24 protein-coding genes are annotated in these 19215 nt (G+C 69.2%); 12 read left to right on the top strand and 12 right to left on the bottom strand.

The window, feature by feature from the left end:
- Positions 1-99: 99 nt before the first annotated feature.
- From ACZ66Z_RS23170 to ACZ66Z_RS23150, 5 genes are all read left to right on the top strand, one after another.
- A complete protein-coding gene (locus ACZ66Z_RS23170) occupies positions 100-990 on the top strand; it encodes a peptidoglycan-binding domain-containing protein (protein WP_469936813.1) in 891 nt (296 codons plus the stop codon).
- A gap of 295 nt (positions 991-1285) precedes the next feature.
- Positions 1286-1954, top strand: a complete 669-nt coding sequence (locus tag ACZ66Z_RS23165; RefSeq protein ID WP_469936811.1) for an HAD-IA family hydrolase — start codon at positions 1286-1288, stop codon at positions 1952-1954.
- Positions 1955-2359: 405 nt separating this feature from the next.
- Entirely contained in the window at positions 2360-3010 is a 651-nt protein-coding gene (locus tag ACZ66Z_RS23160; RefSeq protein ID WP_469936809.1) for an HNH endonuclease family protein, read from the top strand.
- Between the two features lie 185 nt (positions 3011-3195).
- Complete coding sequence (locus ACZ66Z_RS23155) at positions 3196-3717, top strand: DoxX family protein (RefSeq protein ID WP_469936807.1); 522 nt, start codon at positions 3196-3198, stop codon at positions 3715-3717.
- Positions 3718-3899: 182 nt separating this feature from the next.
- Positions 3900-4529: a DedA family protein gene (locus ACZ66Z_RS23150; protein ID WP_469936805.1), complete on the top strand. Its 630-nt coding sequence runs from the start codon at positions 3900-3902 to the stop codon at positions 4527-4529.
- 46 nt (positions 4530-4575) lie between these two features.
- Here ACZ66Z_RS23150 and ACZ66Z_RS23145 read toward each other — a convergent pair whose 3' ends face one another.
- Positions 4576-4812, bottom strand: coding sequence for a DUF2277 domain-containing protein (locus ACZ66Z_RS23145; RefSeq protein ID WP_469936803.1), 237 nt, complete (start codon positions 4810-4812; stop codon positions 4576-4578).
- Positions 4813-5019: 207 nt separating this feature from the next.
- Complete coding sequence (locus ACZ66Z_RS23140; protein WP_469936801.1) at positions 5020-5244, bottom strand: hypothetical protein; 225 nt, start codon at positions 5242-5244, stop codon at positions 5020-5022.
- Between the two features lie 188 nt (positions 5245-5432).
- On the opposite strand from ACZ66Z_RS23140, the gene ACZ66Z_RS23135 reads away from it, so the two are divergent.
- Complete coding sequence (locus ACZ66Z_RS23135) at positions 5433-6191, top strand: GntR family transcriptional regulator (RefSeq protein ID WP_469936799.1); 759 nt, start codon at positions 5433-5435, stop codon at positions 6189-6191.
- Here ACZ66Z_RS23135 and ACZ66Z_RS23130 read toward each other — a convergent pair.
- Positions 6133-6951 carry an MBL fold metallo-hydrolase gene (locus ACZ66Z_RS23130; protein WP_469936797.1) on the bottom strand — a complete coding sequence of 273 codons (819 nt, stop codon included), beginning with the start codon at positions 6949-6951 and terminating at the stop codon, positions 6133-6135. The two genes, ACZ66Z_RS23135 and ACZ66Z_RS23130, sit on opposite strands and share 59 nt — an antisense overlap.
- A 126-nt stretch (positions 6952-7077) precedes the next feature.
- On the opposite strand from ACZ66Z_RS23130, the gene ACZ66Z_RS23125 reads away from it, so the two are divergent.
- Entirely contained in the window at positions 7078-7527 is a 450-nt protein-coding gene (locus tag ACZ66Z_RS23125) for a lamin tail domain-containing protein (RefSeq protein WP_469936795.1), read from the top strand.
- 57 nt (positions 7528-7584) lie between these two features.
- Here ACZ66Z_RS23125 and ACZ66Z_RS23120 read toward each other — a convergent pair whose 3' ends face one another.
- The 6 genes from ACZ66Z_RS23120 to ACZ66Z_RS23095 form a co-directional block, all read right to left on the bottom strand.
- Entirely contained in the window at positions 7585-8121 is a 537-nt protein-coding gene (locus ACZ66Z_RS23120) for a DUF4231 domain-containing protein (protein ID WP_469936793.1), read from the bottom strand.
- A 53-nt stretch (positions 8122-8174) separates the two neighbouring features.
- Positions 8175-8699 carry a flavoprotein gene (locus ACZ66Z_RS23115; protein WP_469936791.1) on the bottom strand — a complete coding sequence of 175 codons (525 nt, stop codon included), beginning with the start codon at positions 8697-8699 and terminating at the stop codon, positions 8175-8177.
- A 293-nt stretch (positions 8700-8992) separates the two neighbouring features.
- On the bottom strand, positions 8993-9280 hold the full coding sequence (locus ACZ66Z_RS23110) for a hypothetical protein (RefSeq protein ID WP_469936789.1): 288 nt from the start codon (positions 9278-9280) through the stop codon (positions 8993-8995).
- Positions 9281-9345: 65 nt separating this feature from the next.
- Positions 9346-9501 carry a hypothetical protein gene (locus ACZ66Z_RS23105; protein ID WP_469936787.1) on the bottom strand — a complete coding sequence of 52 codons (156 nt, stop codon included), beginning with the start codon at positions 9499-9501 and terminating at the stop codon, positions 9346-9348.
- 358 nt (positions 9502-9859) lie between these two features.
- A complete protein-coding gene (locus ACZ66Z_RS23100) occupies positions 9860-10150 on the bottom strand; it encodes an Imm32 family immunity protein (RefSeq protein WP_469936785.1) in 291 nt (96 codons plus the stop codon).
- A gap of 91 nt (positions 10151-10241) precedes the next feature.
- On the bottom strand, positions 10242-10649 hold the full coding sequence (locus tag ACZ66Z_RS23095) for a hypothetical protein (RefSeq protein WP_469936783.1): 408 nt from the start codon (positions 10647-10649) through the stop codon (positions 10242-10244).
- 90 nt (positions 10650-10739) lie between these two features.
- Here ACZ66Z_RS23095 and ACZ66Z_RS23090 point away from each other — a divergent pair, with 90 nt between their 5' ends.
- Both ACZ66Z_RS23090 and ACZ66Z_RS23085 read left to right on the top strand, forming a co-directional pair.
- On the top strand, positions 10740-11207 hold the full coding sequence (locus ACZ66Z_RS23090; RefSeq protein WP_469937007.1) for a DUF4240 domain-containing protein: 468 nt from the start codon (positions 10740-10742) through the stop codon (positions 11205-11207).
- A 149-nt stretch (positions 11208-11356) separates the two neighbouring features.
- Positions 11357-13069 (top strand): phosphorothioated DNA-binding restriction endonuclease family protein, encoded by a 1713-nt coding sequence (locus tag ACZ66Z_RS23085; RefSeq protein ID WP_469936781.1) that lies wholly within the window; start codon positions 11357-11359, stop codon positions 13067-13069.
- 609 nt (positions 13070-13678) lie between these two features.
- Here the strand turns inward: ACZ66Z_RS23085 and ACZ66Z_RS23080 are convergent.
- Entirely contained in the window at positions 13679-14740 is a 1062-nt protein-coding gene (locus ACZ66Z_RS23080; RefSeq protein ID WP_469936779.1) for an HNH endonuclease, read from the bottom strand.
- A 419-nt stretch (positions 14741-15159) separates the two neighbouring features.
- Here ACZ66Z_RS23080 and ACZ66Z_RS23075 point away from each other — a divergent pair, with 419 nt between their 5' ends.
- Together ACZ66Z_RS23075 and ACZ66Z_RS23070 are read left to right on the top strand one after the other, a co-directional pair.
- The gene (locus tag ACZ66Z_RS23075; RefSeq protein ID WP_469936777.1) at positions 15160-15510 is read left to right on the top strand and encodes a hypothetical protein; all 351 of its coding nucleotides are present in this window, start codon (positions 15160-15162) and stop codon (positions 15508-15510) included.
- Positions 15511-16171: 661 nt separating this feature from the next.
- Positions 16172-16798, top strand: a complete 627-nt coding sequence (locus ACZ66Z_RS23070; protein ID WP_381620903.1) for a PIN domain-containing protein — start codon at positions 16172-16174, stop codon at positions 16796-16798.
- A gap of 827 nt (positions 16799-17625) precedes the next feature.
- Here ACZ66Z_RS23070 and ACZ66Z_RS23065 read toward each other — a convergent pair.
- Together ACZ66Z_RS23065 and ACZ66Z_RS23060 are read right to left on the bottom strand one after the other, a co-directional pair.
- Entirely contained in the window at positions 17626-17793 is a 168-nt protein-coding gene (locus ACZ66Z_RS23065; RefSeq protein WP_469936775.1) for an e9imm peptide, read from the bottom strand.
- Between the two features lie 35 nt (positions 17794-17828).
- Positions 17829-18290 (bottom strand): NUDIX hydrolase, encoded by a 462-nt coding sequence (locus tag ACZ66Z_RS23060; RefSeq protein WP_469936773.1) that lies wholly within the window; start codon positions 18288-18290, stop codon positions 17829-17831.
- On the opposite strand from ACZ66Z_RS23060, the gene ACZ66Z_RS23055 reads away from it, so the two are divergent.
- Positions 18291-19088, top strand: coding sequence for a GntR family transcriptional regulator (locus tag ACZ66Z_RS23055; RefSeq protein ID WP_469936771.1), 798 nt, complete (start codon positions 18291-18293; stop codon positions 19086-19088). It begins immediately after the preceding gene.
- Positions 19089-19215: the final 127 nt, after the last annotated feature.

Here is a 19215-nt window from a genome sequence, read left to right as displayed (position 1 = left end):
GACGGGTCGGAGGGGCCGGGCAGGTCGCTCGGGGCCGGGGTCGGCTCGGCGGGGAGCGGCGCGGCGGGACCGGACGGGCAGCCGACCGCACATCTGCCCGTGTACGCGACGGAGCCGGCGTACACGGCGGAGGACCCGCCGACCGCCCAGCTGGCGGCGATCCGACCGGGGAGCGCCCTCACGGCACCGATGCCGGTGGCGAACCCGACGGCGACCCCGGGGCCGAATCCCGGGTACGGCCCGGGCCCGGGGACGCATCCCGAGGGCGCTCGCCCCGGCGCCACGGGCGACCCCTCCGAGACGATGCCGCTGCTGCTGCGCGGCATCGGCGCCGCGCCGTCCCCGCACGGCCGGGAACAGGCGCGGGGCCGGGGCCGCAGGCGCGGCACGGTGGTCGCGGCGGTGGCAGCCGTCGCCGTGGTGGGCACCGCGGCCCTGGCGGCGGCCGTCCTCGGCGGCGCGGACGAGACCGGCGACCGGGCGGCCGTCCCGGAGGTGACCACGAGCGCGTCACTGAACGTCGCCGTGTCGGAGGAGCCGTCCCCTTCCTCCTCCTCGGAGACCCCGGAGCCGACCACGTCCTCCCCGGCCCCGCAGCGGACGTCCGCGTCCGCCTCCCCGTCCCCCACCTCCTCCCCGAGCCGCACCACCGCGAGCCCGCAGGCGTCGACGAGCCCGGCGGCGCCTCCGGCCGCCGTCCCCTCCACGGCTCCGACGACCGCGGCGCCGACGACGGCCACGCCGTCCGCGCGGCCGACCGATGAGACGGTGGTCACGCTGAGCCTCGGCTCGACGGGCGAGGAGGTGGTCGAACTCCAGGCGCGGCTGATCCTGGCGGGGGCGTACCACGGGGAGGTGGACGGGGAGTACGACCAGGAGGTCTGGCGCGCGGTGAAGAGCTACCAGTCCTGGATGTTCATCAAGGACGACCCGAAGGGCGTGTACGGCCCCCACACCCGCGAGGCCCTGGAGCGGAGCACCTGGCTCTAGCCCCGGCACGGTGGACGGTGGCGGACGGCGACGGCCGGCGGCGGGGCCGACACCGTCGGCAGCGGGCCCGACGCCCGCCGGCAGCGGGGCTGCGTCGACCGGCAGCGGGACCGACGTCGGTCGGCATCAGGACCGACGGCGAGCAGCGACGGCGGGCCGCCGGGTTCCAGCACGCGGACCGGTTGGCCAAGACGCCCCGCGGTTTTGTATCGTGGAAGAACAAAGTGGCCCCGCCCGCACTCCCTGACCGGTGGGCGGGTCCACTTCGTTCTCCGCCACCCCCTCTGGAGACCCGATGCCCGCCAGCACCCCGGCAACGCTCACCGCCCGCGCCCTCCTGCTCGACATGGACGGCACCCTCGTCAACTCGGACGCCGTCGTCGAGCGCTGCTGGCGCCGCTGGGCGGACCGGCACGGGATCGACCCGGACGAGGTGCTCAAGGTGGTCCACGGCCGCCAGGGGTTCGCGACGATGGCCGTCCTCCTCCCGGACCGCCCGATGGCGGAGAACCACGCCGACAACCGGGTGATGCTGGCCGAGGAGACCGCCGACCTCGACGGAGTCGTGCCCGTCCCCGGCGCCCCCGCCTTCCTGGCCGCGATCGCGAACCTCCCGCACGCCCTGGTGACCTCGGCGGACGAGGCACTCGCCCAGGCCCGCATGGGCGCGGCGGCGCTTCCCGTGCCGGAGACCCGGGTCACCGCCGAGAGCGTCGGCGCCAGCAAGCCGGACCCCGAGGGCTTCCTCAAGGGTGCGGCGGCGCTGGGCTTCGCTCCGGAGGACTGCGTGGTCTTCGAGGACTCCGAGGCGGGCATCGAGGCGGGCCGCGCGGCCGGCATGCGCGTCGTGGGCGTGGGCCCGCGCGCGGCGGCCTTCGCGCCGGACGTCCACGTCGCCGACCTCACACGGCTTCGGGTCGGGCGCGCGGAGGACGGCTCGATCACGCTGACCGTACTGCCGTAGCAGCGGCACCCCCTCGCGACACCCCTTCCCCTCGCGACTCCCTCTCCCCCACGCCCCTCCCCCACACCCTCGCGCGCGGCCGGAACCTCCGGCCGCGCGTGAGGCGTTTCCGGTCGCGCGTGGGGCGTTTCCGGGCCGGCCGCGGTTCCACGCATCAGCACCCCTCCCCCCTCACCCCCTGGCCACCCCCCTGAACTCCTGAACCCCTGACACGCTGAACACGGGCGGAATCTGTTGCTCCATCAGAACCCGCACACCCCTTGATGTGACGTGTCCATGTCGTCACCCTGTTACCTGGCGCACCCCTCACGGAAACCTGGCGCCGCCACGATGACCGGGCCCGACCGCCCGGCACCCCACGGGGACGGCAACCAGCCAAGGTCCCCCCACATCAAGGGAGTTCACATGCCCGTCGGCATGATCTACGCGCGTCGACTCGCCGTTCTCGCCACCTCCGCCGCCCTCACCGTCACCGGCCTCCTCGCCACCGCGCCGACGGCACAGGCCGCCATGCCGACCCCGGTCAGCGCCGCGACCGCCCGCACCTACCTGGCCGCCCTCACGGTCAAGGCGGCGGGCTCCACCACGGGTTACAGCCGGGACCTCTTCCCGCACTGGATCACCCAGTCCGGCACCTGCAACACCCGCGAGACCGTCCTCAAGCGCGACGGCGTGAACGTCGTCACCGACTCCAACTGTGCCGCGACCAGCGGCAGCTGGTACTCGGAGTACGACGGCGCCACCTGGACCGTCGCCTCCGACCTCGACATCGACCACATGGTCCCGCTCGCCGAAGCGTGGCGCTCGGGCGCGAACTCCTGGACCACCGCCCAGCGCCAGTCCTTCGCGAACGACCTCACGCGGCCGCAGCTCATAGCCGTCACCGACAACGTCAACCAGTCCAAGAGCGACCAGGACCCGGCGACGTGGCTGCCCCCGCGCACGGCCTACCGCTGTACGTACGTCCGGGCCTGGGTGCAGGTGAAGTACTACTGGAACCTCAGCGTCGACTCCGCCGAGAAGAGCGCCCTGCAGTCCGTCCTCAACGGCTGCTGACCGTCGGTCCGCTGAGCTCGCATCAGTGGCGGTCACCGGGGGCGAGCCCCACCACGCGCCCCCGGTGACCAGATGTTGAACTTGCAAGTACTAGTGAGGGGTGCCTAACCTTACGGCCTCATCGGTTTCCGTCCCCCCGCGTCCCGTCCCCACGGACGGGGCCAGACCGAAGGAGTCCCACCCCCATGACCGACCTGAACTCCCCGAACGCCGCCGAGCCCGGCACGGCGCCCGGCACCCCCGCCACCCCCGCCGCCCCCGCGAGCCCCACCGCCCGCCTGAACCAGGCCCAGCCCTACGCGCTCGGCCTCTTCCGCATCGTCGTCGGCCTGCTCTTCGCCTGCCACGGCGCCTCCTCGCTCTTCGGCGTCCTCGGCGGCAGCGCGATACCGACCGGCACCTGGCCGGGTTGGTACGCGGCCGTCATCCAGCTCGGCGCCGGCATCCTGGTCCTGGCCGGACTCGGCACCCGAAGCGCCGCCTTCCTGGCCTCGGGCTCGATGGCGTACGCGTACTTCAAGGTCCACCAGCCGGAGTCGCTGCTCCCGATCCAGAACGGCGGCGAGAGCGCGGCCATGTTCTGCTGGGCCTTCGCGCTGATCGTCTTCACGGGCCCGGGCGCCCTGGCCCTCGACCGGCTCTTCGGCTCCCGTGAGGCGACGGACGCGCGGGCACGGGAGGAGCGGGGCGCGCCGGTCGCGGCCTGACGTACGGGCACGCCTACCGGAAGGGGCCGGAAACCGCAGCACGGTTTCCGGCCTCCTTCTCCAGCCCCTCTCCCCAGCCCCCACGCCCCTTCCGCCCTCCCCCTCTCCCCTCCGCCCCTCCCCCCTCCGGCCCCAGGCACCCACCGGCGGTCGGGCACCCTCTCCCGCGTAGGCTCTGGCCTGTGAATCTGCTCGACAGCCTGGGCTCGCTGCGGTCGCTCACCGCCGGCCCGTGGATCTACCCGGTCGTGGCGACGTCGATCCTGCTCGACGTCTTCCTGCCCGTACTGCCGAGCGGTTTCCTCGTGATCACCGCCGCCACGGCGGCGGCGACGGCCACCGGGGCCTCCCCCGGCGTGCCGTCCCTGCTCCCCCTGCTCCTCTGCGCGGCCGGCGCCTCGGTGCTCGGCGACTTCCTCGCGTACCGCCTGGCGCTGCGCGGCGGGGCCAGGCTGGACCGGGCGATCGGACGCTCGCGCCGCCTCTCCCTGGCGCAGGAACGTCTCGGCACCGCGCTCGCGCGGGGCGGCGGACTGCTCGTGGTGCTCGCGCGCTTCGCCCCGGCCGGCCGCTCCGTGGTCTCGCTGGGCGCGGGCGCGGCGAAGCGACGGATCGAGGAGTTCCTGCCGTGGTCGGCGCTGGCGGGCGTGACCTGGGCCTCGTACAGCGTGGGGCTCGGCTGGCTCGGCGGTCAGTGGCTGGGCGCGACCTGGTTCAGCGCGGGGGTGTCGACCCTCGCGCTCTTCCTCGCGGGCGGCCTCGCCGCGTACCTCATACGGCGTCCGGCCGCGGCTCCCGCGCCCGCGTCCTGACGACGGCGGGCCGGGGCTCCGCGCCCCGGCGCCGTCCGGCCGGGGGCTACCGCGTCCTGACGGTGGCGGGATGCGCGCCGCGCACCTCCAGGCCGTCGAGGAGTCTCGCGGTCGCGTCGGCGATCTCGTCCACGGCCCGCTCGAAGACCTCGCGGTTGTGGGCGGCGGGGGCGCGGAAGCCGGAGACCTTGCGGACGTACTGCAGGGCGGCGGCGCGGATGTCGTCCTCGGTCGCCTCCTCGGGCAGGACGGGCGGGCGGAGCGTCTTGATGCTGCGGCACATGTCTCCAGTGTGGCGCGGACCACTGACAACCGTCCCGAGCACGCCGCAGACCCGGGGGACGACCGCCCGGCAGCCCCTCAGGAACGACCACGCCTCGCACCCACCTCACGCCTTACGCCTTACGCCCACCTCACGCCTCACACCCACCTCACGCCTTACGCCTCACGCCCACCCCACGCCTCACGCCCACCCCACTCCCCTCACTCCTCACCCGGCCAGACCGCGTCTGCTCCGTGCGTTGATCTCGGCGGTGCGGGCGCGCAGTTCGTGCAGGGGGGTGGCGGGCTGGACGTCGCCGGGCTCGGCCTCCCACTCGAGGCCACCGTGGACGGCGCGGAGCAGAAAGCGTCCGGAGGCGCTCTCCACGTAGAAACCGACCCGCCCCGTGGCGGTGTCGCGGACGAGGTCACCGACCTCGGGCAGTGGCTGCACGCATCCCCTCCGTCCCGGTTCCTGAAGCTCGGGGACACTCAGGGAAGCGCGACGACCGGACCCTGTCAACGTATCTCTAGAGATGTCCCCCGATGGATGGATCGACCGGTCGGGACGGCGTGCGGGCGGGCACCCGGGCCGAGGGGCGCGCCGTAGGGTGTCCCGCAGACGAAGGGAGTGGTCCACCCGTGACTGACCAGGACAGCGCTCGCCGGCCCAAGTACCAGCGCATCGCCGACGAGTTGAGGATCGCGATCCAGTCGGGCACCTTCGCGCCGGGCGACCGGCTCCCCGGCGAGAACGACCTCATGACGACCTACGACGTGGCCCGCATGACCGCTCGCCAGGCCCTGTCCGTGCTGCGCACGGAGGGGCTCGCCGAGGCGCGCAAGGGCACCGGGGTCTTCGTCCGGGCCTTCCGCCCGCTGCGCCGCCGGGGCATCCCGCGCCTCGCCGGGGACCGGTGGGGCGGCGGCCGCTCGATCTGGTCGGCGGACGTCGAGGACCGGGAGCTGGTCGTCGACCGGATCGAGGTGGGAGAGACGGAGGCCGGCGAGCGGGTCGCGAGGGCGCTGAACCTGGCGCCGGGGGCTCCCGTCTGCGTCCGGAGCCGTCGTTTCGTCCTCGACGCGAAGCCGGTGCTGCTCTCCGTGTCATACCTCTCCGCCGAACTCGTGCGCGGTACGCCGATCACCGAGCCGGACACGGGCCCCGGCGGCACCTACGCGCGACTGGCGGAGCTGGGGCACCGGCCGGTGCGGTTCCGGGAGGAGATCCGCTGCCGGATGCCGACGGCGGACGAGTCGGACCGGCTCTCCCTGGAGCTCGGGACGCCGGTGGTGCTCATCGGCCGCACGGCCTTCACGGGGCCCGGGGTGGCGGTGGAGCTCAACGAGATGACGCTGGACTCGTCGTCGTACGTCCTGGAGTACGACTTCGACGCGTGACGGCGACGACCTCGAACCGCAGTCCGGGGTCGGCGTGGACGACGTCGCCGGGGTACTCGGCGGCGGCGAGGGCGACGGCCTCCGCCGGAGTGGTGCCCGGCCCGACGTGGGTCACGACGAGGCGTCCGGCGCGGGCGGCGGCGGCGCTCCGTCCGGCCTGCGCCGCCGCATGGTGCCCGGGCGCGGCGCCATCGGCCTCACAGACGAACAGATCGCAGTCGAGGGCGAGTTCGACGAGCGCGGGGCAGGGCTCGCAGTCCCCGGAGTAGACGAGCGACCGCCCCTCCCCGTCCTCCACGCGCAGGGCGAAGGCGGGCAGACCGCCGTGGTCGACGGCGCGGGACCGGAGGGTGAGCCCGCCGACGCGAGCGAGGTGTCCGTCGTGCAGCTCCTCGACGGCGAAGGCGCTTTCGACCGGGCTGCGGGAGGACCCGTTGGTGAGGAAGGCGGCGAGCCGATCGGCGATGCCGGGCGGGCCGAAGAGGGGGACGGGCAGCGGGGTTTCGAGCCCGGCGTACAGCAACGCGTAGAAGGCGGTGAGCAGATCGGCGCTGTGGTCGGCGTGCAGATGGGAGATCCACACCGCGTCGACCTCGCCGAGCGACACGTACCGCTGGAGCTCGGCGAGGGTGCCGGTCCCGGCGTCCACCCAGAGGCGGACGCCTCCGCCCTCGACGAGGTGGCCGGAACAGGCGTTGCCCGGCCGGGGGAAGGGGGTGGCGGACCCGAGGACGGTGATCCGCAGCGGTTCGCTGCCCATGCGACGAGTCTAGGACGGATGACCGGGACTGACCGGAAGTCATGCGGAAGAAGTGAAGATCATGCATATCCTGTGTGCTCGTCGGGCCCCATCGGCGGGCGTCCGGCAGAGAACCGAGGGACATTCATGCTTCGTGTACGCACGCTCGCGGCCGTGACCGCGGCCGCCGCCTCCGGCGTCCTCCTGCTGCCTTCGCAGGCCCAGGCCGCCGGGTCGGTCCACCTGTACAAGATCTACTACGACAGCCCGGGCACGGACAACCGGTCCACCAGCAGCCTCAACGCCGAGTACGTCCAGATACGCAACACGACCGGCGCGGCGGTCAACCTGCGGGGCTGGACGCTGACGGACGCGGCCAACCACAAGTACACGTTCGGCAACTACACGCTCGGCAAGGGCAAGATCGTGACGGTCCGCACGGGCCGCGGCACGAACACGTCCGCGAACGTGTACCAGAACCGCGGCGCGTACGTCTGGAACAACGACCGGGACACGGCGAAGCTGCGCCGGTCGAACGGCACGACGGTCGACACGTGCTCGTACAACTCGACGCGGGTCGACTACAAGTGGTGCTGACCGCGCAGGTCGGCTGACACCCCCGCGGGTCCCGGCGTCCGGGGCCCGCGGCGGGCGCTACGCGGCCTCCACCACCTCCTGCCGGGTGGCCGGACCCCCCTGCCGCTGCACGTCGGTTTCGACCTGCCCGCCGAGGGTCATGACGTTCAGGGTGGCGGAGTTCTCGTTGGCGATGGCCTTCTCGACGCGGGCGACGAGGACGGAGAACGCCTCGCGCCGGGCCAGGTCGCGGTACGGCCCGACCCTGGTCTCGAAGTAGACGCGCTCGTGCCCGAGCAGCTGCTCCGTCGACCGGTAGTTCTTCCACTGCTCCCGGTAGCGGTACACGCTCTCCAGCGAGATGGCGGCGACGACCACCACGCTCAGCGCCGTGGCGGTGACCCGCGCGAACGCCAGGTCGAGGTTCACGAACACCGGCACCAGCGCGCCGCCGACGACGGACAGGGTCCGCATCCGCAGGTGCATCGCCTTCATCCGGGTCGCCTTGGCGTCGTACCACTCCTGGTACTGCGCGACCCTGGTCTCGATGTACCGCTGCGGCGTCATCTCGCCGCCCTGCGCCCCCGGTTCGGGCGCGTCCCCCACGTCAGACATGTCCGGAGTACACCGGCCGGAACGCGCCCACGTCAACTGCGAGGCCGCCCGGCTCAGCCGACGGCCACCCGCTCGCGGACGACGTCGAGGGCCGGCCGCCACGGGAGGGGCGCCGACGGGTCGGGCGGGAAGCCGTCCTCGCCGTACAGCACCGAGACCCCGGCGCCGCGGAGGGTCTCCAGGGACCGCTCGAACTGCGGGTGCCGGGCGTGGGCCGCGCTCAGGCACGGCACGGCCACCATCGGGATCCCCCTGCCGATCCCCTCCGCGACCACACCGACGACCCACTCGTCCGTGATCCCGAGCGCCCACCGGTTCACGGTGTCGAAGGTGGCCGGCGCGACGAGGACCGCCGAGGCCTCCGGCCACACGTCCGGCTCGCCGGGAAGCCCGTAGTCCCACCGCACGGGATGCCCGGTGAGCACGGCGAGCCCGTCGAGCGACCCGGCGAGCCAGCGAGCCGCGGCGGGGGTGAGCCCGAGGCAGACGTCCCAACCGTCGGCCTGCGCGTCCTCGATGACGCGGGCGATGTCGAAAACGGGATCGGCGGCGCCGGCAAACAAGTACAAGGTGCTCATCCCCTCATCCGACCACACCCGCTCCCACCGCCTCGAAGACCCCCGCCCGTGATCGACGAGGGGCCTTCGCCCCGGTGGGCAAGGACGGGGCCCCGAACCACCGCGTCTGCCCTAAGAGTTCGCCCGGATCAAGACCGCTCAGGGCATACCCCCCCCGCTCGCGGCCACCACGAAGGGCCGTGCAGAGCTGCTGTCATCCACCGTCATTGATGTCAGATACGGATGCCGCCTGGCGCCGTCCCGCGAACGGCCGCCGCCGGTCGGACAGCCGCTCGTCGCGCACACCGCCCTCGTCACCGGCCCTCAGGGTCGCTCCGGCACTGCTCGTGCCGGCAGCCGTCGTCGCGCCGGTGCAAGCGCCGCAGGTCCTGCAGAGCGGCCACGGGGAACGGATGCAGCATCCACTTCTCCTGGTACCCGTCCTCACCGTGGTCCCGCAGCACGGTCTCGGCCGCTTCCGTCACCGCGTGGCACAGCGCGCTGCGGGGCTGGACCGAACTCCAGGAAAGAGCGCCGCCCGTCTCGTCGGGCGAGCCCCAGCTCGTCCCCCCGTCCGGGAACTCGAAGACGGTGATGGCCACATCCGCCCCCTTGGCGCCGGAGCAGCTACCTCGTCTCCATGGGCTCGCGGTCGAACGAGAAGCGTTCACCGGAAGAGCCCCGTCATGGCGTGCAGCAGATCTGCCAGGGCGTCCGTGCAGTAGCCGACGTGGGCCTGGTGCTCCGAAGCGCCGTCGACGATCCGGTACGTGGCACCCCCGGCGTCGCCCAGCTCCCAACTGAACTGAAGATCCATTGCCATTCACACGCCTCCCGTCACTGATTGATGGGGGTCTTGTAGCGGATCTCGCACAGGGCGGCGGGTACGACGACATGGATCGGCTGCTCAGGAGCCGTCCCCAAGCTTGTGCCACTCAAGCGCAGGTCGACTGCACGACTGCCCAAAGGCCCCCAGCCATGATCGGCTGGGGGCCTTTCCCTTGGTGGGCGCGGACGGTTTCGAACCGCCGCCATCTGCTTTGTAAGCTCGTGCGGAGCGCTCTCACCAGGGGCGGATCGCTGGTCACCTCCGCCACGGCAAACCGCGTGCGACCGCCGTCATCCGCCGTCGTTGATGTCAGTTTTGGATGTCAGCTCCGGCGAGGGCTACGAGGGGCCGGTCACTCCTCGTCGATGCGCTCCAGGACCAGTCCGACGGACCCGTCTTCCAGCCCGTTGCTGTCTTCGAGGTGCAGATGTGCTCCATCGGGAACTCCTTCGCCTGCCAGCACCAAAAGATGCCCGGCAAGCGTCCGGAGCCCCGCGGCATTCGCCTCGATGACGACCTCGGCCCCGAGGTTCCGCACCTCGATCCGGGCATCGGCATCCCAGGAGAAGTGGAGCCCCGTGCCCTCAACGGCGGCCGTGACGTGAGTGCTCTCGATCGGCGCTGAGCCGGTTCCGGAAGTCATGAAACTCATGATGCCGCCGCACGGGCAAGGCGCCGGAGACAGGGGCTCGGTCTTCATACGCAGACACCCGCGGAAGCTCAGGAAACGGTGGTCACCAGTCGCGCCAGGCGTCCGTGATCTCGGCACGATCGATGCCCCTCCTCGCTGCCAGAGCAGCCACGTCCACACCATGCTCCCCCAAGGTGAGATCGATGTACTCGCACAGCTGCTCCCGCTCTTCAGTGCAGTAGCCGGCGCCACCGTGGCTCGCGTCACCGTCGACAGCATTGAGCGCGAGAACAGCCCTCTCGACCGTTCCAAAGACCTCATCGTCGGAGGGTTCCAGGAGCCCACGCACCTCCGCCTCGAACGCCTCCAACGCTGAATCCGTCGCCCTCAGCAGGGACTCGGGGTACATCTCCGCCGCGCCGGCACACTCGGGATCCAAGATCCCGGCCTCGACATCGCGGGCCACCTCCACCATCCAGGCACGCCACTTCTCAGGGGGTCTGTTCGCCATGGCGAGAAGGTATGCCGAAGCACTGACAACCCAGTTCGGTTGTGCGCTCTCGTTGATGTCAGACCGCCCTGACATCCTGCGCCTGTGAGAATGACATGGGCCGATTTCTGGGCGCTGATAGCCACCCTGGACGGCGAAGCAACCCAAGAGAGCTGCCAGCGGCTTGCCGAGGAGCTGAGCCGCCGCCCCGTCCCCGACATCATCGGCTTCGCCGAACGTCACGCCGAGGCCCTCTATCGCCTGGACCAGGAGAAGTTCGGCACCCTCCCCGTGGTCGACCTGACGGACCGAGACGGCAACCCGTTCCCGCAATCGTCCGACGTGTTCCTGTACACACGCTGCGCCGTCGTAGCCGCAGGCCAAACCGTGTGGGAGAGCGTCTTCTTCGACATCGACAAGTTCGCCCCGTACACCTCCACCGAGTACGACGGTGAATGGCTGCTATCCGTACCGGACGAGGCGTACGAGCTGGCCACCGGCAAGGAGTGGCACCGCACGACCCGCTACTGCTTCGAGAGCTACTCCAACAGAGACGGTTGGCCACACCTACGAAACTGAGGCGAGCCACCACTTGACCTGCAAGGCCAGTGGCCTCGCGGACCTGGCAAGATCGAGGAGGCGGGGCAGTGCCATGAGGGGGAGGACCGGTGGGAAGCCTGTTGCGTGTCGGGGACGTGTTTCGGTCTGCTCGAAACAGAGATCCCGAGGTGGCGTTCATCGACGGTCACCCAAACATCCACCACGTCACAGCCTCGGAGAGGCTCGCTCAGATCCAGCTCAGCAAGGGCATCAACCCGATTGCCAAGATCAAGGCGCCCGGCGGGCTGCGCCGTCCGTGCATCCTGATCCGTTCCAGCCCGTGGAAGGCCGGAACGGCTGAAACGCCCTGGCACGATGTGTTCGACCTGGACAACGGCCGAATCCTCTATTTCGGCGACCATCGAGTCGACCACACGGTGCCGGTGGGCACCACACAAGGCAATGCGGTACTGCTGGAGGCACTGGAGGAACACCAGGGGCCCACTGCGGAGCAACGCGCGCTAGCCGTACCGCTGCTGGTGTTCGCCGCGGTCTCGCGCAACAAGACGCCCAAGGGATACGTCGAGTTCTGCGGCGTGGCGGTGATCGAGCACGCCGAGCAGATCGAGCAGCGGGCGAAGGGAATCTCCTTCCCGAACTATCGATACGAACTGTCCGTCCTGGATCTGAGCGCAGAGGACGATCGGGTCGACTGGGCTTGGATCGAGGCTCGGGGCAACCCTGAGCTCTCGACCGCGGACGCGCTCAAGCTCGCTCCCCGTTCCTGGCGTCAGTGGGTGGAGCAGGGGCCTGCTGCGATGCCCGAGGTTCGGCGTCGGGCTGTTCGCCCTCCCAGCGGCAGGGAAACGGTCCGGCAGTCGCCCGAGAGTGGCCGGGAACTCCCGCCGCTTCACGCGCCACGCGAACCGGGCGTCTCCGATTCGGCCTCCCGCACACCGACCGAATCGTCCGCCGAGCTCATGGTGAACGTGCTCATGGACAGATTGAGGAACCTCCGGGTCCACAAGAGGAATGGTCGGCAGAGCAGGCACAAGCCGTTGGCTCTGCTGTGGAGCATCTCCCGAGTGGCCACGGGCAGGCCTCACCTCGCACCTTGGCGAGAGTTCCGCGAGGAAGTGGGCAGCCTGTTGGCCGAGTTCGGCCTTCCCGAATCCTCCGTCACCCCCGAGTACCCGTTCGTGCACCTGCAGACGAGCCGACTGTGGGATGTCCATGGCCTCCCACCCGAGCTGGACGCCGTGGCCCACGCCGCAGCGTTCGACAGGCTCAACCCCGAAGGAGGGGTGACCGAGCAGGTCGCGCGGCTGCTGGGAGACCCCTTCGTCCGGTCTCAGGCGGTGGCTGTCCTGCGGGAGACCTACCTGGCAGACATAGATCAGCACGCCCTGCTGGAGCGGCTGGGCCTGGCCGGCTACGAAAGCGCCGGCGGTATCGAGGACTCCACAGAGGATCACGCGAGGGAAACGGTTCCTGCCGCACGCCGCACGGTCACCTCCTCCCGCGTTATTCGCGACACCGCCCTGACAGCCAAGGTGAAGAAGCTGCACGGCGACCGCTGTCAGGTGTGCGCCCTCCAGCTGTCGACTCGCTTCGGCACCTACAGCGAGGCCGCCCACATCCGTGGCCTCGGCCGCCCCCACAACGGCCCCGACGAACAGGCCAACCTGCTCGTCCTGTGCCCGAATCACCACGTTCAGTTCGACACCCTGGCGATCTACATCGACACCGAAGGAACCGTTCGCTCGACCGCGAACAACAGCCCCATAGGCCCGCTCCGCAAGCACCCCGCCCACCCACTCGACGAAGCGCACCTTCGCTACCACCGAGCGCTCTGCGGCAGGGACGCGACCACCCATGCCACCCAAGGCGAGACCTGCTGACTGGAACCAGACGGCTGCCGCACGTCAGAAGGCGCGCACGGCATCCGTCATCGAGCACGAAGCCGTGGACCACACGAACCGGCGCCCAGAAGCCGTCCCCGCCTTCAAGCGCACTCGCCCATCAGCACCACGAACCCGCCCGCCCCGAACCCCTCCGCCGCTCCTTCTCTCTCCCGGAGCCACTCCCCCCCGTATCGAAGACTTACTCCACCATTTTCCCTGATCACGCCCTTTGGCCTCAGATATGGACGTCAAAGGCCCCCAGCCAAGATCGACTGGGGGCCTTCGTCACTGGTGGGCGCGGACGGTTTCGAACCGCCGACATCTGCTTTGTAAGCCTGGTGCCGCTCACACAACGGTCTTGGCTGGTCAACGCGCGTACGGCGACCCTGCACGCCCCACGGTTGCCTGCACCGCCGCGGACCCCAATTGACCGTGGTTGACTGTTCGATCTGGCACGGATCTGGCATGGCCCCTGGTCGCCGACATCTGCCTTGTAAGTTCGCCCAACGGCGGCTCGCACCTCGGCGGCCCTGGCGATGGCTGTCATCCACGGTCCTCCGGGACTGCCTCTGTACGCCGCCGTTGATGTCAGCAGTGGATGTCAGATCACGGGTTCGGCATCTGCTCGTCAGCCGCCCTGCGTGGCCGTGCGATGGCTTCCGCGGCAAGCCTGTCGGCTGCATGCTTTCGCTCGATGGAGGCTCGCAGCTCCTCAGGGGTCGGCCATGGTGCACGCCGATGGATCATGCGGTGGCAGTTGGCACATATGAGGGCGAGATCGCTGAGCTTGGTCCGCCCCTCGCCCGCTTCGTGCAACGGCACGACGTGATGGCACTCGATGTACCCAGCACCGCGGTCGCCGTAGACCTCTTCGAAGTCGAACCCGCACGCCTCACACGCCAGCCGCCCACCGCGCTGAGTCACAGAAGCGATCTTCTTCTTCCGTAGGCTCTTGTTCCGCTCACGGGCCTGGTGTCGGCGCATGAGGAGCCGTCCCTCAGGAGCGCTGTAGTCGTCGAACTCCTCCTCCTCGGTCGGCGCAAGGCTCTGCAGCTCGCCGGCCGCGATGCCCTGCCGAATGAGTCGACCGACCTCGGTCATCTCGTCGGGCCGAGCAAGGAACTCCATTAGCACCTCAACGTCGAGGGCGCCGCCGTTGGTGGGCTTGCCCTGGTACTCCGGGTGACGCGTGGCAATGTCGAACGTCTTGCGTGCCACTCCGTTCGGATTGCGGAACTTCTCGTTGCGCTCCGCCTCGGCGTGGATGGGAAGCAGCTGGAGCAGGCCGGACAGCTCGACCACCCTGGCGTCCTGAGCGTCCAGCCCCTTCCAGCCGTTTTCCCTCACGAGCTGACAGGCAAGGATGATCTCGTCCCGGGCCCAGTCAGGATTCTTGACGGCCTTGACCTGGAAGCCTGCCCGCTTCAGCCACGCCACGGCGTGCTCCTTGCCTCCGCTGAACTCCTCAGGTCTGAGGGCTCGCCCCTGATCCCATTGATGCGCCACGCCCGCTATGGCTTTGGAGTCGTACTCCCGCCCGTCGTGCACCACAACATACGAGCGAGCCTCGCCAAAGCTGTACTTCGCCAGGAACGCATCCCGACCCAACTCGTCGTACTCCGCAATGGCCTTGAGCACGGATCCCTGTGTGATCGCTCCTCTGTGCATGGCGGCAGCGTACGGCCCACCACTGACGGCCACCTGCCGCCCAACGCAACCGATACCGGACACCGTGCGCCTCGTCATGCGCCGTATGCCCTCTTGCGCAGCTCGCACCCAGCCTGCACGGTTTCGTTGAATGCTGCTCGGCGCTCAGGTGCCACAAGGGGGAAGGGCGGTAGGCCATGGCAACCGTGACAGGGTGGGCCGAGAAGACCTTCGGCGACGCCGCAGGACCCTTGACCGACATGATCCCCGCCAGCTTGGTTCGAGCCCATACCCGTGCCCGTAACGGCCACGAGGGAGTACAGACCCAGACCCTGGAGGCATACGGACACGGCCTGTACGCCGCGCAGTACGAGGAACTGGAAGTGGGCCTCGCCTCACTCCCCGCGGCCACGACTGTGCGCTTACAGGGACGAACGCTCATGATCCTTGGCGACCATGTGATCTATCCGCTCCGCTACGCGAAGAAAGACGTCCCCGTCACGGCAGCACGACTGCGACGCGCCACGGGCTTCCGAGCCGACCTGATACGCCGGCACGGCCCCGAGCCCATGCAGCAAGCCTTCGACCTGGGCCTCCACGAGCTGGACGAGCAAGAGCCCCACCCCGACCTCGCGCTGTTGTCAGAGGACGTCAAGCTCGTGCTCGTCGCCTACGCCTGCTCCATGACTCAGGGCGTCATGCGCATCGAGTGGGGCTCCGCCGAACTCCGCCGCGAGGACCGCTACCTCATCTGGCACCACCACGAGCCACTTCACCTACCGCCGCGGTGAGAAACACCCCGTTTTGCCTGACCGTCGGCCCCACGAGCGAACCAGTAGATGGCAGGCCCCTGACCTGCGCGTTCCTGAATTATCCTCATAGCCGACCTCCCACTGTTGGTCGCCCTCCCACGGCCCAGCACACGGCCCGGCGGCCGGCTACTTCCGCTTCTTTTTTGCCTTGCGCTTCTGAACCTCATAAAAGGACCACTCACCGCGGTGACGGTCGCACCTGGACGCTCCGATCATGGCGAGACGTTGACACCGGGTCCCCTTTTGCGTGAGCGCTCCACACTTGGACTGCGTTCGAGCCACTACTCCCCCTGGTGTCATCAAGCGGACAGACCAGCCGAGTGTGTCGAGTGCTCCTAGCTCTGCGGAAGGCGCATGCGGGCGCCCATGGAGGCATCAGGGCGCACGGGAGGTGAGACCACCTCCTCTGGCCCTCCAGGCCGCGTTCGGGCCCTTAAAGGGTGCGACCGGACGGGATCGGCCTCAGAGATCGCGGTACAACATTGCCATGCCGCAACTATTGGCATGCGGAGTGGGCGGCTGATGCTAGGTTCCATAGATGCGAGTTGGGGTTTACGTAGACGCATACAACGTCTACTACGGCGGTCGTAGCCTTTGCGGGCGTGGTGCGGGTGGCTGGCGATGGCTTGACATCCGCGGTTTGTCTGAATCCCTGCTGAACGCGAGCACGATCTGGCCCGGCGCGTCTGTGGAGAGAGTGGTCTACTGCACGGCGCGGATCGATGCAGCCACGAATCCTTCTGCTCAGCGGGACCAAGACATCTACTTGAAGGCACTCGTAGCGGCCAACAGTGTCGATCACATCGAGTACGGAAAGTACGTGTACAGGGTCAAGTACGCGCCGCTGGCAACGCGGGATCGTAAGGGGCGACCGCAGCTCGTCGCCCCTACCTGGCCGATCATGGTTCAGGACGGTGGCCAACCTTGCCAGGCTGGTGTCTTCATGGCCTCCTTTGCGCACAGCGAGGAGAAGGGCAGCGACGTGAACGTCGCATCGCACCTACTGCTCGATGTTGTCGGGGGAGCCATAGACGCTGCCATCGTGATCTCCAACGACAGCGATCTCAGCTTCCCTCTGAGCGAGGCAAGGAAGCGAGTGCCGGTTGGGCTCGTCAATCCGTCTAGCGGGCGGCTGGCCGGCGACCTGAAGGGGAACCCTCAGGTTGGTGTTGGTCAGCACTGGTGGAGGCAGCTGACCGCGGCCGACTTTCAGCAGCACCAGCTGTCAGACCCCGTTGATCGCTACGCCAGGCCCGTAGATTGGTAGGCCGATAGTCGCCACCTGACTTGACCGTGCGGTCTCCCAGGGGTACGGTCTTCTCATAACTCACCTGACCCCTTGTGGGTCAGGTTTTTTCTTGCCCTGGATCCCTGAGTCGACGGTGAAAACCCCCGTGACCTGCGTTGATTACAGAAGGCGTAAGCCGATCGCTCTCTAGAGGGCCTTGTGTGGATCCCCAGCGATACGCTCCGTCGCTACGCTGCACCTCCGGTGACGGAGCGTATCGCTGGGGATCCACACAAGGCGGCAAACGCCAGATTTTTTACCATTTCTTTACCTTTTGACTGTGCGAGGACCCCACAGCTGGGCTTCCCGTCATCAATGCCGCACTGTCCTATCGAACGCAGCACTCACCCCTAACTCCCATCCCGTCTGCCGTCGACCCACACACCGTGGAGCAGGCGCGGTGCCGGGCGTCCAGGTGGAGCGCGCCACTGTACGAACGACCTGGACGCCCGGTGCCGTGTCTGCTCGGCTCTGCCTGGGTCGACGGCAGACGGGATGGGAGTCCCCACCGACACAGCCCACCGGCCGGCACCCGCGTACGGTCCCCTCCCATCCCGGAGTCGGAGCGCCCCCGCCGGAGGCATCATCTTGAACCCGCGGCTGCCCTATGGCATCACGCTTCGCGTAGCTCGCCGAGCTGTCCGTCCTGGTACGTGATGGGTTCTCGCCTACCCGCTGCACGTGGCGCGCCGCCGGGCGGGGCCGCCGCTGGCGAAGACAGTGGCGGCGGCCCCGCCATAAAGGCGGCGCGCTCCCGCGCCGTGCGCGGGCCTTGATGAAGTAGAGAAAGTCTTACCGCGCTGGCCTCAGAGGGCGATCGACTTGTAGGCCATGGCCCTGTCGATCACCTTCTCAGGAGTCAGCTCGGGGTCCGGGTCCCAGAAGATGTAGTCGCTGATATGCGGGCAGGCCAGGCCCCGTTCGAGGGCTTCTAGGATCTCGGAGGACTCGCCCTCGGAGGCCTCTGCGTTCATGAGGCGCTGGATGAGGAGAATCGCTTCCTCGTGAGTCATCCGATCAGTTGGCGGCCGTCATGGCTCCGTACATGGGGGCCGCGCCCATCCAGCGCGTCAAGGAGTCGGATCGCGTAGACCTCGGCCATGCGCTCCTCGACCTCGGCCGGCGTGAGCCAGTCGACCGCAATGGACTCCTCGGAGGTTCGCTCGGTACCGCCGGAGGGCTTGCAGCGGAAGACCAGGGCGACGATGCCGCGGGTGGTGTTCTTGTAGACGCCCGTCAGCTCGTCCACCTCGACGTGGATGCCCGTCTCCTCCAGGACCTCGCGGGCGACGCCCGCCTCCGGGGCCTCGGTGAGTTCGAGGACTCCGCCCGGAAGTTCCCACGTGCCGTTGTCCGCTCGGCGGATGGCCAGGAGGCGGCCGTCTTCGCGCACTACCGCTCCGGCCACGGACACGGAATGCAGCGGCGTTGACTTTGTTCCCGCGCTCCCACTACTCATGTACAGGAGCATATGAGAGTGGGTAGGACTGTGGGAACTCCAGCAGGAGCTGGCAGAGCCGTACCTCGGTACGTGCAGATCGCGGACGAGATCGTCCAGCAGATCCGGTCCGGCGTCCTCAAGGCCGGCGACATGGTTCCGAGTGAGTCGGAGCTCGTCGAGCGGTACGGGGTTGCGGGCGGGACGATCCGTAAGGCCATGGTCGAGGTTCGGGCCAGCGGGCTCGTCGAGACCCGGCACGGCAAGGGGTCGATCGTGAAGGACCGGCCTCCCGTACGGCTTCGGTCTTCGGATCGGTTCCGCGCTTCTCATCGGCGAGGCGGTAAGGCTGCCTATCTCGCCGAGTCCGAGCAGTCCGGCGCCACGGCCAAGGTGAGCGTCCTCTACATCGGGCCCATGGAAGCGCCTGCGGACATCGCCGAACGGCTTGGCGTCGACGCGGGGACTCAGGTGCTCGCGCGGCGGCGGCTGTACTTCCGGAACGGGACGCCCGTCGAGACCGCCTCGTCATACCTGCCGTGGGACGTGGTGAAGGACATCCCCGAACTGTTCGCCGAGAACCCCGGCCCCGGTGGCATCTACGCCCGGCTCGAAGACCACGGCCACACCTTCGCCGAGTTCGTGGAGACCCTTCAGGCTCGGCCGGCCGCGAAGGCGGAGGCGTCCGGGTTGGCTCTGAGTCCTGGCGCCCCCGTGATTCAGCTGGTGCGGGACGCAGTGACCACGAAGGGCCGCGTCGTGGAGGTCTGCGACACCCTCATGGCCGCCGACCAGTTCGTCTTCCAGTACCGGATCCCCGCAGCCGACTGACGCTCGCTCAACTCCCCTCAACCCGCTGCGGTTTCTTTCCGTGGCGGGTTGACTCATGTACAGGAGTGGTGCACTCTTCTTCATGTCACTCCTATACAGGAGTGAAGGAGTCCAACCTCTATAGAGG

The sequence above is a fragment of the Streptomyces sp. NPDC107498 genome (genome assembly GCF_055582805.1).
Note: the sequence above shows the minus strand (reverse complement) of the source record. Positions and strands in the feature narration are given on the sequence as shown.